At 66.9% G+C, this 13,040-nt stretch carries 10 protein-coding genes; 5 read left to right on the forward strand and 5 right to left on the reverse strand.

Annotated elements, in window-relative coordinates; all coding sequences use genetic code 11:
- Positions 1-8: 8 nt before the first annotated feature.
- On the forward strand, positions 9-3,149 hold the full coding sequence (locus EWH21_RS20455) for an efflux RND transporter permease subunit (RefSeq protein WP_152489592.1): 3,141 nt from the start codon (positions 9-11) through the stop codon (positions 3,147-3,149).
- Positions 3,146-4,567 carry an AdeC/AdeK/OprM family multidrug efflux complex outer membrane factor gene (gene adeC, locus EWH21_RS20460; RefSeq protein ID WP_037051767.1) on the forward strand — a complete coding sequence of 474 codons (1,422 nt, stop codon included), beginning with the start codon at positions 3,146-3,148 and terminating at the stop codon, positions 4,565-4,567. The genes EWH21_RS20455 and adeC overlap by 4 nt, the downstream gene beginning before the upstream one ends.
- A gap of 90 nt (positions 4,568-4,657) precedes the next feature.
- Here the strand turns inward: adeC and EWH21_RS20465 are convergent, their stop codons facing one another.
- The 4 genes from EWH21_RS20465 to EWH21_RS20480 all read right to left on the reverse strand — a co-directional run bounded on the left by EWH21_RS20465 (position 4,658) and on the right by EWH21_RS20480 (position 8,430).
- Complete coding sequence (locus EWH21_RS20465; RefSeq protein ID WP_037051763.1) at positions 4,658-5,251, reverse strand: HAD family hydrolase; 594 nt, start codon at positions 5,249-5,251, stop codon at positions 4,658-4,660.
- Positions 5,252-5,267: 16 nt separating this feature from the next.
- On the reverse strand, positions 5,268-6,137 hold the full coding sequence (tesB, locus tag EWH21_RS20470) for an acyl-CoA thioesterase II (RefSeq protein ID WP_047591382.1): 870 nt from the start codon (positions 6,135-6,137) through the stop codon (positions 5,268-5,270).
- Between the two features lie 146 nt (positions 6,138-6,283).
- Entirely contained in the window at positions 6,284-7,873 is a 1,590-nt protein-coding gene (locus tag EWH21_RS20475; RefSeq protein ID WP_277699194.1) for a SagB/ThcOx family dehydrogenase, read from the reverse strand.
- Positions 7,870-8,430 (reverse strand): GNAT family N-acetyltransferase, encoded by a 561-nt coding sequence (locus EWH21_RS20480; RefSeq protein ID WP_277699195.1) that lies wholly within the window; start codon positions 8,428-8,430, stop codon positions 7,870-7,872. The genes EWH21_RS20475 and EWH21_RS20480 overlap by 4 nt, the downstream gene beginning before the upstream one ends.
- Positions 8,431-8,848: 418 nt before the next feature.
- On the opposite strand from EWH21_RS20480, the gene EWH21_RS20485 reads away from it, so the two are divergent.
- The 3 genes from EWH21_RS20485 (at position 8,849) to EWH21_RS20495 (ending at position 11,874) form a co-directional block, all read left to right on the forward strand.
- Complete coding sequence (locus EWH21_RS20485) at positions 8,849-9,931, forward strand: L-dopachrome tautomerase-related protein (RefSeq protein WP_277699196.1); 1,083 nt, start codon at positions 8,849-8,851, stop codon at positions 9,929-9,931.
- Between the two features lie 120 nt (positions 9,932-10,051).
- Positions 10,052-11,020, forward strand: coding sequence for a histone deacetylase (locus EWH21_RS20490; RefSeq protein WP_277700637.1), 969 nt, complete (start codon positions 10,052-10,054; stop codon positions 11,018-11,020).
- A 29-nt stretch (positions 11,021-11,049) separates the two neighbouring features.
- Positions 11,050-11,874 (forward strand): class I SAM-dependent methyltransferase, encoded by an 825-nt coding sequence (locus EWH21_RS20495; RefSeq protein ID WP_277699197.1) that lies wholly within the window; start codon positions 11,050-11,052, stop codon positions 11,872-11,874.
- Between the two features lie 22 nt (positions 11,875-11,896).
- Here EWH21_RS20495 and EWH21_RS20500 read toward each other — a convergent pair whose 3' ends face one another.
- The gene (locus EWH21_RS20500; RefSeq protein ID WP_277699198.1) at positions 11,897-13,030 is read right to left on the reverse strand and encodes an aminotransferase class V-fold PLP-dependent enzyme; all 1,134 of its coding nucleotides are present in this window, start codon (positions 13,028-13,030) and stop codon (positions 11,897-11,899) included.
- Positions 13,031-13,040: the final 10 nt, after the last annotated feature.

The following is a 13,040-nucleotide window of genomic DNA, read 5'->3' on the forward strand; positions in this document are numbered from 1 at the left end:
ACTACTGAATGTCCAAATTCTTCATCGACCGGCCCATCTTCGCCTGGGTGATCGCCCTGGTGATCATGCTCGCCGGTGGCCTGTCCATCCTCAAGCTGCCGATCAACCAGTACCCGAGCATCGCGCCGCCTGCGGTGTCGATCGCCGTCAGCTACCCGGGTGCCTCGGCGCAGACCGTGCAGGACACCGTGGTGCAGGTCATCGAGCAGCAGCTCAACGGCCTGGATGGTTTGCGCTATGTCAGCTCGTCGAGCAACTCCGACGGCAGCATGGAAATCATCGTGACCTTCGAACAGGGGGTCGACCCGGACATCGCCCAGGTTCAGGTGCAGAACAAGCTGCAGCTGGCCACGCCGATGCTGCCACAGGAAGTGCAGCAGCAAGGTATCCGGGTGACCAAGTCGGTACGTAACTTCCTGATGGTCATCGGGGTGGTTTCGAACAACGACAGCATGACCCGCGAAGACCTGTCGAACTACATCGTTTCCAACCTGCAGGACCCGATCTCGCGGACCAAGGGCGTCGGCGACTTCCAGGTGTTCGGTGCCCAGTACGCCATGCGTATCTGGCTCGACCCGGCCAAGCTCAACAGCTTCCAGCTGACACCGACCGACGTGCGCAGCGCCATCCAGGCGCAGAACGTGCAGATTTCCTCCGGCCAGCTCGGCGGCCTGCCAGCGGCTCCCGGAACTCAGCTGAACGCCACCATCATCGGCAAGACCCGTCTGCAGACCCCGGACGAGTTCCGCAAGATCCTTCTCAAGGTCGAGCGCGACGGTTCCCAGGTACGCCTGGGTGACGTGGCCAAGGTCGAGCTGGGCGGCGAGAACTACGCCATCAACGCCCAGTTCAACGGCAAGCCGGCCTCCGGTCTGGCCATTCGTCTGGCCACCGGCGCCAACGCCCTGGATACCGCCAAGGCAGTGCGCGAGACCATCGACAACCTCAAGCCGTTCTTCCCGGCCGGCATGGAAGTGGTGTTCCCCTACGACACCACGCCGGTGATCTCGGCCTCCATCGAGGGGGTCGTGCAGACCCTGTTCGAAGCCATCGTGCTGGTGTTCCTGGTGATGTTCCTGTTCCTGCAGAACCTGCGGGCGACGATCATCCCGACCATGGCGGTGCCGGTGGTCCTGCTGGGCACCTTCGGCGTGCTGGCGGCATTCGGCTTCTCGATCAACACCCTGACCATGTTCGCCATGGTCCTGGCCATCGGCCTGCTGGTGGACGACGCCATCGTGGTGGTGGAAAACGTCGAGCGGGTGATGCGCGAGGACGGCCTGTCCCCCAGGGAAGCCACGCGCAAATCCATGGGGCAGATCCAGGGCGCGCTGGTCGGTATTGCCCTGGTACTGTCGGCGGTGTTCCTGCCGATGGCCTTCTTCGGCGGCTCCACCGGGGTGATCTACCGTCAGTTCTCCATCACCATCGTCTCGGCCATGACCCTGTCGGTGCTGGTGGCGCTGATCTTCACCCCGGCGCTGTGCGCCACCCTGCTCAAGCCCATCGACGGTGATCACCACGAGGCCAAGGGCGGCTTCTTCGGCTGGTTCAACCGCACCTTCGAGCGCGGCACCGAGACCTACCAGCGCGGCGTGGCGGCGATGCTCAAGCGCAAGCTGCCGTACCTGCTGCTGTATCTGGTGATCGTCGCCATCATGGCGTGGATGTTCTCGCGCATCCCCACCGCCTTCCTTCCGGAAGAAGACCAGGGCGTGCTGTTCGCCCAGGTGCAGACCCCGGCCGGTTCCAGTGCCGAGCGCACCCAGGTGGTGGTCGATGACATGCGCAAGTACCTGCTCGAGGACGAAGACGCCGTGGTCAAATCGGTGTTCACCGTGACCGGCTTCAACTTCGCTGGCCGTGGCCAGAGCTCGGGTATGGCCTTCATCATGCTCAAGCCCTGGGGCGAACGTCCCGGTGCTGAGAATGGCGTCGCCGCCCTGGCGCATCGCGCGCAGATGCACTTCTTCAGCTTCCGCGATGCCCTGGTGTTCGCCTTCGCCCCTCCGGCGGTGATGGAGATGGGTAACGCCACCGGCTTCAACCTGTTCCTTCAGGACCAGGCGGGCGTCGGTCACGAAGTGCTCAACCAGGCCCGCGACAAGTTCATCCAGCTGGCCAGCAAGCATCCGGTGCTCAGCAGCGTGCGGGCCAACGGCCTGCGTGACGAGCCGCAGTACCAGCTGCTGATCGACGACGAACGCGCCAGCGCGCTGGGTCTGTCGCTGGCGGACATCAACAGCACCCTGTCGATTGCCTGGGGCGCCAGCTACGTCAACGACTTCATCGACCGCGGTCGCGTGAAGAAGGTGTACCTGCAGGGCACCGCCGAGTCGCGCATGAGCCCGGAAGACCTGAAGAAGTGGTACGTGCGCAACGATCAGGGACAGATGGTGCCGTTCAGCGCATTCGCCAGTGGCGAGTGGACCTACGGCCCGCCCAAGCTGGCGCGCTACAACGGTGTTTCCGCAGTGGAGATCCTCGGTGCGCCGGCCCCCGGCTACAGCACCGGTGACGCCATGGCTGCGGTCGAGGAAATCGCCTCGCAACTGCCGGAGGGTGTCGGCTTCGCCTGGACCGGCCTGTCCTACGAGGAGCGCCTGGCCGGTTCGCAGACCACCGCGCTGTTCGTGATTTCGGCGATCGTGGTGTTCCTCTGCCTGGCCGCGCTGTACGAGAGCTGGTCGATCCCGTTCTCGGTGATGCTGGTGGTGCCGCTGGGGATCATCGGTGCGCTGCTGTTCACCGAGCTGCGCGACCTGTCCAACGACGTGTTCTTCAAGGTCGGCCTGCTCACCACCATCGGTCTGTCGGCGCGTAACGCGATCCTCATCGTCGAGTTCGCCAAGGCGCAGTACGAGCAGGGCATGGGCCTCGCCGAGGCGGCCATCGAAGCCTGCCGGATGCGTCTGCGCCCGATCGTGATGACCTCGCTGGCGTTCATCCTCGGCTGTCTGCCGCTGGCCATCGCCAGTGGCGCCGGTGCCGGCAGCAAGCACGCCATCGGTACCGGGGTGATCGGCGGGATGATCAGTGCCCTGGTGCTGGCGATCTTCTGGATTCCGCTGTTCTACGTCGTGGTCTGCTCGCTGTTCGAGAAGAAAAAGCAGCCGGCCGATAACAACGAGAAGGAGGTACTGCAATGAGGCAGTCCCTGTTGTCCCTGGCCGTCGCCACTGCCCTGCTCAGTGGCTGCAGCCTGATTCCCGACTATGAGCGCCCGGACGCCCCGGTCGCGGCCGACTGGCCGCAGGGCGAGGCCTACGGCAGCGCGGCCAGCGAAGGCAGCCGCGCCGCCGCCGACCTGCAATGGCGCGAGTTCTTCCGTGACCCGGCCCTGCAGCGGCTGGTGCAACTGGCACTGGAGAACAATCGTGACCTGCGTGTCGCGGCGCTGAACGTCGAAGCCTACCGCGCGCTGTATCGCATCCAGCGCGCCGACCTGCTGCCCTCGGTGTCCGCCGACGGCAGCGGCACGCGCCAGCGCCTGCCGGGTGACCTGAGCCAGACCGGCGAGGCCCGCACCTCCGGGCAGTACAGCGCGACACTGGGCGTCAATGCCTGGGAACTGGACTTCTTCGGGCGTATCCGCAGCCTCAGCGAGCAGGCCCTGCAGCAGTACCTGGCCACCGAGCAGGCCGCGCGCAGCACGCAGATCAGCCTGGTCGCCAGCGTCGCCACCGCCTACCTGCAGTGGCAGGCCGACCAGGCCCTGCTGCAACTGACCCAGGACACCCTGAAGACCTACGAAGACAGCTACCGCCTGACGCAGCGCAGCTTCGACGTCGGTGTCGCCGACGCCCTGGCCCTGAGCCAGGCACGCAGCGCGGTGGACAGCGCCCGCGTCAGCCTGGCGCAGTACCAGCGCCTGGTCGCCCAGGACCGCAACGCCCTGACCCAGTTGCTCGGCACCGGTCTGCCTGAAGAGCTGCCACAAGGGCTGGCGCTGGACGCCGATCTGCTGGAGCAGGTGCCAGCGGGCCTGCCTGCCGACCTGCTGCAGCGTCGCCCCGACCTGCTGCAGGCCGAGTACCAGCTCAAGGCCGCCAACGCCAACATCGGCGCGGCGCGTGCTGCGTTCTTCCCGAGCATCAGCCTGACCGCCAACGCCGGCACGGCCAGCAGCCAGCTGTCCGGCCTGTTCGACGGTGGTTCGGGCACCTGGCTGTTCCAGCCGCAGATCAGCCTGCCGATCTTCAACGCCGGCCGTCTGCGCGCCAACCTCGACTACGCCGAGCTGCAGAGCGACATCAGCGTCGCGCAGTACGAGAAAGCCATCCAGGTGGCCTTCCAGGAGGTCGCCGACCGCCTGGCGGCGCGGACCACCTACCGCCAGCAACTGGACGCCCAGCGTGCCTTGCTGGAAACCACCGAGACCTACTACGAACTGGCCGAACGTCGCTACCGCACCGGTGTGGACAGCTACCTGACCCTGCTCGACGCCCAGCGCCAGCTGTTCGCCGTGCGCCAGCAGCTGATCGGTGACCGCCTGGCCCAGCTGAGCAGCGAAGTGGAGCTGTACAAGGCCCTGGGTGGTGGCTGGAGCCCCGCCGCACAAGATTGATCGCGCGTCACCCGCATCAAGGACGACCTTATCCAACGCGCCGCCCCCGCAGTCTTTGCGGGGGCGTTTTTTTGCCGAAGCGCTCGGGGCTCAGCGCAACTGCGCCAGCAGCTGCGCGCAATCCTGCGCATGCAGCTCGGTCAGCTCCGGCCAGGGGTTGTCCGGCAGGTTGACCAGCACACCGCGAGCACCTGCAGCCTGGGCGCACTCCAGGTCGAAGCGGTAATCCCCCACCATCACCAGTTCCTGCGCGGCCACGGCCCAGCGCTGCGCCAGGTGCAGCAGGCCACCCGGGTGCGGCTTGGGCGGGGCTTCGTCACGGCCGAGAATGTCCGCCCTGGCAAAGCAGTCATCGAGACCGATGGCCTGCAGCGTCAGCAAGGCCAGTTCATGGGCATTGCGGGTGAGGATGCCCAGCTGGCAACCCCGCTCGCTCAACTCACGCACCAGTTCGATGGCACCCGGCGCCGGTCGTGACGCCACGGCCAGCTCACGCTCGTGCTCGAGCAGCCAGGCATGCTTGGCCGCCGCCTCGTCCGCCGGCAGGGCCGCCAGGTGATGGAGGATGTCGTCCTCCTCGGGAATGCCCAGCGCCCGCTTGATCGCCGGGAAATCATGCACCGCCAGGGTCAGGGTGCCGTCCATGTCGAATACCCAGTAGCGGGCCTCGCGCAGCGCCTTCACGAGCGGATCTCCTGGCTCATTTCCAGTCCTCGCGCACGCGGGTCAGGCCTTCCTGCGCGGCCGAGGCCACCAGCTCGCCCTGGCGGTTGTAGATGCTGGCGCGGGAGAAACCGCGCGCATTGCCGGCCCAGGGGCTGTCCATGGCGTACAGCAGCCAGTCGTCCATGCGCAGGTCGCGATGGAACCACAGCGAATGGTCGAGGCTGGCCACCTGCATGAACTTCTGGAACACCGACACGCCGTGGGGCTGCATGGACGTGGTGAGCAGGTTGAAGTCGCTGGCGTAGGACAGCAGGTACTTGTGCAACTGCGGGTCGGCCGGCAACTCGCCAGCGGCGCGGAACCATACGTACTTGACCGGTTCGCAGGGCTGCGGGGCAAAGGGGTTGATCAGGGTGACCGGGCGAATCTCGATGGGCTTGTCGCTGATCGCCCGTTCACGCAGGCGCTCGGGAATCATCGAGGCCACCATGCGCGCCAGTTCGGTCTCCGACTTCAGGTCTTCCGGGCCCGGCACATCGGGCATCTGGCTCTGGTGGTGAAAACCTTCCTCGTCGTACTGGAAGGAGGCACTGCAGAAGAAGATCGGCTTGCCCTTCTGCACCGCCACCACGCGCCGGGTGCTGAAACTGCCGCCGTCACGGGTGCGTTCGACCTGGTAGACCACCGGCAGGCTAGCATCCCCGGGGCGCAGGAAATAGCCGTGCATGGAATGCACGTGGCGCGCTTCCTCGACCGTCTGGCTGGCAGCGGAAATGCACTGGCCGAGCACCTGGCCACCGAACAGCTGGCGGAATCCCAGGTCCTGGCTGCGGCCACGGAACAGGTTTTCCTCGATCTGCTCCAGGCTGAGCAGCGCGACCAGATCGTCGAGCACCTGGGTCATGGAGTGTCTCCTCATGCAGGGGGGTTACGGATCGTTGCAAAACTACCTGCGTTGGCAATACGGCGTTGAAAACACCCAGAAAATGCTCGTTCAGTCCAACCAAACTGCGCTTTTCAGCCGTTTCTGCCTTGTCTTGCCCAGGTTCTTCAATGGTCTGCTAGTCGCGGTTGAGAATAGGCCGGCAGGGACGTCAGGCGTTCGTCCCACACGGCGCGGCCGAGGGTGAAATGGTAAAGGCTTTGCCAGCCGTTGTCGGCATCTCCGAGCAATTCGCGAAGAGCGTCGTCGAAATAGCAGCCAATCCCCGTCCCGGAAAGCCCCGCCGCCTCGGCCTCCAGATAGAGCAACTGGCCGATCAGACCACATTCCCAGTAGAGCCTGGGATAACGCCAGTTGCCATTGGCAACGGCGCGCTCCACCCGCGCCAGCATGGCCAAGGCCACGCAGCCGTCGGCTGCGATGTCCTGGCCGCAACTGAGAAAGCCCGCCAGGCCACGGGCGTCGCCTTCGAGCAGGCGGTACAGCGGCAGTTCGTCATCGACCCGCTGCCACAGGTAGTCCTCGCGCAGCGGCTGCACCCCGCTGCCGCTGCGATCCAGCCAGTACAGACCGGGAGCCAGCCCCTGCACGCGATGAACGAACAGCAGCAGGTCGACCTCGCTCGGCTCGCCGGTCACGGCGAACGGCACCGGCGATTGCGCAGGCATCAGGCGGCGCAGCCAGACCAGCAGCAACCCGGCCTGGATGCCGCTGCGCCCATCCATGCTCTGCGCACTGCGCCGACGGTGCAGGATCGGCCGCAGAGGCAACCCCGGATTCTCGCCATGCACACTGGCCGGCGCCGAACTCCACGAGGCGCGCGGACGCGCCGGTGCCCGGCAGAGTCCCTGTACCCGCTGCAATTCGGGCCAGTGGCGGTAGTCGCGTGACAGGCGATTGGGCGTGCCACAACGCTGCAGGTGCGCCAGCGCGCTCAGCAAGGCCTCGGGCAGGACGAACTCCCGCGTCTGCGCCGGGCCGATCCACAGCAGGAAATCGCCGTGCTCGGCCTCGTGAAAGCCTTCGTCATCCAGCCCCAGCAGCGCATCCAGGCGCGCTTCGGCCACGCCATGCAGCAGGCGCACCTGCCAGCCCTGCACGCTGGCGGCGATGGCCAGCGCGGCCAGGGCATGGCCGAGATCATGCTGGCAGTAGCGATAGGCGCGCTCGCCATACTTCCAGGCCTCGCGCCAGGCGATGCTGCTCAGGCCGAGGAGCAAGCCGCCTGCCGGCAGGCTGCCGGCCAGTTGCTCGGCAACCGGCGCTGGCAGCTCGCTGCGCACCTCCAGCGCGTGCTGATCGGGCGCGTAATGTGCCAGCACAGCGTGCGCCTCGACGGCACCGGCCGGCAGCAGCAGGTAGGCCTCGGTCGGGTGCAGGTTGCCGGATGAGGGGTTGACCCGCAGCGCCCAGCGATTGCCGCCGGCCTCCTTCCAGGCGGAAATGGCCAGGCTGTCGTACAGCAGCTGCGAGACGCTGGCGCGATCCAGCGGCGCGGGCGGCGCCTGTACGCCGGCGAATGCCAGGTCGTACGCCGGGCTCTCCTCCAGCGGACGGTGGTACAGCGCGATCAGCCGGGCACCGTCATAGCGGCGAAACGGCGCCGGCTGGCTGGCCCAGTCCAGCTGTCCCGGACCGGGTGCGAAACGCTCCGGGGCATGCTTGCTGAGCTGGTGATAGGCGAGCACATCGTTCATCGCTGCGCCTCCCACTGCGCACGGCGGATGCGATAGAGCACATGGGGCTGCAGCGGGTGGCCATCCGGCAGCTTCGGATGGAGGAAGTCCCCGTCCTCGTCACGCCGCATGCCGATCGAGCGCATCACCGCCTGCGACGGCAGATTGGCCGGTACGGTAAAGCTCACCACCTGGTCCAGCCCGAGCTGTTCGAAGGCCACGGCCAGCGCGGCACAGGCCGCCTCGCGGGCATAGCCCTGGCGCCAGTGCACCCGCGCCAGGCGCCAGCCGATCTCGACGGCCGGCACGAACGGCGCGGCGAAGCTGACCTGCGCCAGGCCGGTGACTCCGATCAGCTCCCCGCTGTCACGCCGCTGCAGCGCCCAGAAGCCGAACCCATGCTCATCGAGGTGCTCACGCATGCGCACCAGCATCTGGGCGCTCTGCTCGGCATCCAGCGGCGAAGGGAAATGGCGCATCACCTCGGCATCGGCATTGAGCGCGGCCAGCGCCGGCAGGTCACTGTCGCGCCAGGCGCGCAGCAACAGGCGTTCGGTAGCGGTTTCGATCAGGGGCATGACAGTTTCTCGATTGGCGGCGAGCAGATAGCGTCGACTCGCTGAACTCTCATTGTATGCCGCCTGGATCACGCCCTTCGCGCCAGGCATTGTCTGCCCATGAAGAAATGCCGCCGCCACGATCGCCGGGCGGCAGCGTCGCGGACAGTCTCCAGCGCAGTCCCTCGCCTGCGGCCGCCGCACGTGCTGCATGTCGTGGTGATGCGGTTCTGCGTGGCGTGACGACTTTCTCGCGCAGATTGAAAGAGGTTCAACGCGCCCCGTCTTTTTCGCCTTTGCCGATAAAGCCAGACTGAGCCTCACTGCCTGCCGGCTTCAGGGCGCACATTCGTCGCCATCGATCAGCGGGGCAGCCGCAACGACGGATAACGCTCGTGTAGCGCATTCGCCAGTCCCAGCGCACAACAGGAAACCTGTAATGACCTCTCTTTCTCGCCCCATCCGCCGGGCCGCCAGCGCCTCCCTGCTGGCGCTTTCCATAGCCTTCGTCAACTCGGCCCTTGCCGCCCAGGTCGGCGATCTGGAAGTGGTCGCCGAACTGCCGATCCGCCCCGGCAACGTCGCCCCCAGCGCAGACGACCGGGTGTTTGCCACGGTCCATCCCCTGGGCGCGCCGGCTGCCGCTCAACTGATCGAAATCACCGGCCGCGACAGCTACAAGCCCTGGCCCAGCAGCACGCTGCAACGCGGCACCGCCGCTGCCAACGATGCGCAGATCGATACGCCGCTGGGCATCGCCATCGATGGCAAGAACCGCCTGTGGATAACGGACATGGGCCTGAACCTGGGCAAGACACGTCTGTGGGGCTTCGATGTCGCCACGGGCAGCGAGCTGTATCGCATCGAACTGCCCGCCGATGTCGCCCCCAAAGGCAGCTTCATCCAGGACCTGGCCGTCGACGACGACGCTGGCTGGATCTACCTGGCGGACATCGCCAACCCCGGCCTGATCGCCGTCGAAATCAGCAGCGGCAAGGCGCGGCGCTTCAGCGGCCATGCCGCGCTGCAGGCCGAGCCCGACGCCAGGATGGTCATCGGCGGCGTGCCGATCCAGTTCCAGGGCAAGCCCGCCAACGTGGCGGTCAACCCGATCACCCTGTCGGCCGACCACGCCACCCTGTACTTCGGCGCCATGAACGGCAAGACCTGGTACTCGCTGCCCAGCGAGCTGCTGCGTGACGGTGCCAGCGACGAGCAGATCGCGGCGGCCATCCAGCGCGTCGGAGCCAAGCCCGTTTCCGATGGCGCCGCCACCGACGCCAAGGGCCAGCATTTCTTCACCAACCTCAACGACAATGGCATCGACCTGCTCGATAGCGATGGCACGCTCGAGCCACTGGTGCGCGACGCGCGACTGGACTGGCCGGACAGCGTGCATGTAGGTCACGACGGCTGGCTGTACATCTCGGTCAATCAGCTGTACAGAACCCCGGCCTTCACCGGGGGCAGCGATAGCGGCAAACCGCCGTATCGCGTGATGCGCGTGTGGCCGGGGAAATAAGCCGCCGCCGAATCATCCACGCCCTGGCAGCGCTCATCCGCAGCCGCTGTCGAACAGGAGCATGGCGATTACCTCGATTGGCTGCGACCATATGCCATCGATTCGATGAGCACTGAGCGTATGCCGCTGCCGCTGGTCTACCACGAGGACTACAGCCCGCCCTTCCCGGCCGGGCACCGCTTCCCCATGGAAAAATTCCGCCTGCTGCGCGATCACCTGGTCGCCAGCGGCCTGACCACGGATGCCGAGCTGCTGCGCCCCGAGCTGTGCCCGGCGGAGATCCTGGCCCTGGTGCACTGCCCGGACTACATCGCCCGCTACATGGCCGGCGAGCTGGCGCCGGAGGATCAGCGCCGCCTCGGCCTGCCCTGGAGCGACGCCCTGGCGCGGCGTACCGTGCGCGCCGTGGGCGGCTCGCTGCTGACCGCCGAACTGGCACTGCGGCATGGCCTGGCCTGCCACCTGGCCGGTGGCACGCACCACGCGCACTACGACTTCCCCTCGGGCTTCTGCATCTTCAACGACCTGGCGGTGATCGCCCGCTACCTGCTCGCGGCAGGACGCGTGCAGCGGGTGCTGATCTTCGACTGCGACGTGCATCAGGGCGACGGCACCGCGCGCCTGCTGGAAGACGAGCCGGAGGCGATCACCGTGTCCCTGCACTGCGAGCAGAACTTCCCGGCACGCAAGGCACGCAGCGACTGGGACATCCCCCTGCCACGCGGCATGGGCGACGCCGACTACCTCAAGGTGGTCGACGACACGCTCAACTACCTGCTGCCGATCTACCAGCCGGACCTGGTGCTCTACGACGCCGGTGTCGACGTGCACAAGGACGACGCCCTGGGCTACCTGCAACTCACCGACGCCGGCCTGGCAGCCCGTGACGAAGCCGTGCTGGATCATTGCCTGGGCCGTGACATCCCGGTGCTGGGGGTGATCGGCGGCGGCTACTCGAAGGACCTGCCCGCCCTCGCCCGCCGCCATGGCGTCCTCCACCACAGCGCGGCGCGCGTGTGGGCCGCGCGCGGGCTGGGCGGAGCGACAAACGCGAACAGCGCTATCGATTCGGCCATGGCATCGGCATAATCCGCCGTTGCCCTCAAGGAGAACACCTCATGGAAGATTCATTCGCGCTGAACAAGGCCAACTGGAACGACCGCGCCGCCCTGCATGCGGCCTCCCCCGAGTACCAGGCGCAGCAGTTCATCGACACGGCCGAGCACCTGTCCGACGTGGTGCGCTTCGACCGTCCTCGCCTCGGCGATATCAGCGGGCTGCAGGCGGTTCACCTGCAATGCCACATCGGCACCGACACCCTGTCACTGGCGCGCCTGGGCGCCGAGCTTACCGGCCTGGACTTTTCCGATGCGTCGCTGGCGCAGGCGCGGCAGCTGGCCAGTGCCTGCAACCAACCTATCCGCTTCGTCGAGGCCCCGGTCTACGACGCTGCGCAGGTGCTCGGCGAGCAGCGCTACGACCTGGTCTACACGGGCATCGGCGCGCTCAACTGGCTGCCACGCATCGACGACTGGGCCGCCAACGTGGCCGCGCTGCTCAAGCCGGGTGGGCGACTCTTCCTGCGCGAGGCGCACCCCGTTCTGCTGAGCCTCGACGAGACCTGCGAAGGTGAGTTGCGCATCGTCCATCCGTACTTCGAACACCGCGAACCGCTGGTCTGGGACGACGCGCAGACCTATGTGCAGACCACGGCGCCGCTGACGGCGACCGTGACCCACGAGTGGAACCACGGCCTGGGCGAGATCATCTCGGCCCTGCTGCGCCACGGCATGCTGCTGAGCGCACTGCAAGAGCACGACAGTGTGCCCTGGGAGGCGCTGCCAGGGCAGATGGTGCGCGGCGCTGACGGTGAGTGGCGCCTGCAGACGCGGCCGGAGCGCCTGCCGCTGAGCTACACGCTGCAGGCGGTGAAGCGCCCCTGAGCGCGCTGTCCTCCCGCGTGCTTCAGGGCGCCAGCACCTTGTCCAGCGCCTGTTCCAGGGTTGCCACGCTGCGCTCGACGTTGCCCAGCTTGTCCAGCCCGAACAGGCCCAGGCGGAAGGTCTGGAAGTCCGCCGGCTCGTCGCATTGCAGCGGCACGCCCGCGGCGATCTGCAGGCCGACGGCAGCGAACTTGGCGCCGTTCTTGATCTGCGCATCGTCGGTGTAGCAGACCACCACACCGGGCGCCTCGAAGCCCTTGGCCGCGACACTCTTGAAACCACGCCCGGCGAGCATGGCGCGCACGCGGTCACCGAGTGCCTGTTGCTGCTCGCGCACGCTGGCGAAACCGATGGCCTTGGCCTCCAGCATGGCATCACGAAAACGCGCCAGGGCGTCGCTGGGCATGGTGGCGTGGTAGGCGTGGCCACCCTGCTCGTAGGCCTGCATGATCTGCAGCCACTTCTTCAGGTCGCAGGCGAAACTCGTGCTCTGGGTGGCCTCGACGCGCGCCTGGGCGGCCTCGCTGAGCATCACCAGGGCGCAGCACGGCGACGCGCTCCAGCCCTTCTGCGGGGCGCTGATCAGCACGTCGATGCCACAGGCCTGCATGTCCACCCAGAGGGTGCCGGAGGCGATGCAGTCGAGCACGAACAGGCCGCCGACGGCGTGCACGGCGTCACTCACCGCGCGCAGGTAGTCGTCCGGCAGGATCATCCCCGAGGAGGTTTCCACGTGCGGGGCGAACACCACCTGCGGTTTCTCCGCGGCGATGGTCGCCAGCACCTCGTCCAGCGGCGCCGGGGCGAAGGCGGCCTGCGGGCCGTCGGTAACCGGGCGCGCCTTGAGCACCAGCGCCTCGGCGGGAATGCGGCCCATGTCGAAGATCTGCGTCCAGCGGTAGCTGAACCAGCCATTGCGCAGCACCAGGCACTTCTGCTCCGTCGCCAGCTGTCGCGCCACGGCCTCCATGCCGAAGGTGCCACTGCCGGGCACCACCGCTACCGCATGCGCGTTGTAGACCTGCTTGAGGGTGCTGGAGATGTCGCGCATCACGCCCTGGAACGACTGCGACATGTGATTCAGCGAGCGGTCGGTGTAGACCACCGAATATTCGATCAGGCCATCGGGATCGATGTCGGGGCAGATATGGGACATAACGGACTCC

It is taken from the genome of Pseudomonas sp. REST10 (assembly GCF_029542605.1).
Lineage (GTDB): Bacteria > Pseudomonadota > Gammaproteobacteria > Pseudomonadales > Pseudomonadaceae > Aquipseudomonas > Aquipseudomonas khazarica.

Excerpts from the sequence above, each read along its gene's own strand:
- tesB (WP_047591382.1), bottom strand. The coding sequence starts at position 6,137 with ATGACCCAGGTGCTCGACGATCTGGTCGCGCTGCTCAGCCTGGAGCAG.
- EWH21_RS20500 (WP_277699198.1), bottom strand. The coding sequence starts at position 13,030 with ATGTCCCATATCTGCCCCGACATCGATCCCGATGGCCTGATCGAATAT.
- EWH21_RS20480 (WP_277699195.1), bottom strand. The coding sequence starts at position 8,430 with ATGCCCCTGATCGAAACCGCTACCGAACGCCTGTTGCTGCGCGCCTGG.
- EWH21_RS20475 (WP_277699194.1), bottom strand. The coding sequence starts at position 7,873 with ATGAACGATGTGCTCGCCTATCACCAGCTCAGCAAGCATGCCCCGGAG.
- EWH21_RS20490 (WP_277700637.1), top strand. The coding sequence starts at position 10,052 with ATGCCGCTGCCGCTGGTCTACCACGAGGACTACAGCCCGCCCTTCCCG.
- EWH21_RS20495 (WP_277699197.1), top strand. The coding sequence starts at position 11,050 with ATGGAAGATTCATTCGCGCTGAACAAGGCCAACTGGAACGACCGCGCC.
- EWH21_RS20485 (WP_277699196.1), top strand. The coding sequence starts at position 8,849 with ATGACCTCTCTTTCTCGCCCCATCCGCCGGGCCGCCAGCGCCTCCCTG.
- EWH21_RS20455 (WP_152489592.1), top strand. The coding sequence starts at position 9 with ATGTCCAAATTCTTCATCGACCGGCCCATCTTCGCCTGGGTGATCGCC.
- adeC (WP_037051767.1), top strand. The coding sequence starts at position 3,146 with ATGAGGCAGTCCCTGTTGTCCCTGGCCGTCGCCACTGCCCTGCTCAGT.